Source organism: Paraburkholderia ginsengiterrae (assembly GCF_001645125.1).
In the GTDB taxonomy this organism is placed as follows: Bacteria; Pseudomonadota; Gammaproteobacteria; order Burkholderiales; family Burkholderiaceae; genus Paraburkholderia; species Paraburkholderia ginsengiterrae.
Window position 1 is genome coordinate 1 of record NZ_LXKA01000053.1, and the last position, 563, is coordinate 563.

General features: G+C 65.5%; 1 protein-coding gene. It reads right to left on the reverse strand.

Annotated elements, in window-relative coordinates; all coding sequences use genetic code 11:
- Positions 1–533: Na/Pi symporter (locus A6V37_RS03620; protein WP_131799775.1), on the reverse strand; the 533-nt coding region annotated here is incomplete at its 3' end.
- Positions 534–563 lie beyond the last annotated feature (30 nt).

Below are 563 nucleotides of genomic sequence, written 5' to 3' on the forward strand. Positions count from 1 at the left end.
ACATCGACCACCGGCGCGGTGGATGCGGCACCCAGCAGCATGCGCAGGCTGGGCGCATCCTCGTAGTCCGTCATCAGCCCGAGTAGCTGGTGAAGCGCAAGCAGCATCAGGCCCAGGCCAATCAGCACGCGGCCCAGATCGTGTGCCCGCGTGGTCGACGCCTTACGGAACATCAGCACGCCAATGAGGATCAGCGCCGGCGAGGCAGCTGAAACATCGAACGACAGCACCTGCACGATCAGCGTCGTGCCGACGTTCGCGCCAAGCATGATGGCGAGCGCGGGAACCAGCTCGACCAGGCCGCCGGCAGCAAAACCGGCCGTCATAAGTCCTGTCGCCGTACTGCTCTGCAATACCGCGGTGACGCCCATACCGGCCAGGAAGGCGCCCAGTCGCCCGCGCAGGGCCCGACCGAGCAGTGAGCGAAGGCTGGCACCGAATGCGCGCTGGATACCTGTCTGCACCATGTGGGTACCCCACAGCAGCAGCGCAACCGACCCGGCCAGATCGATCAGCGTCAACGTCCATGTCATGGTTAGCAGTCCTCCGTGCCGGACGACGAG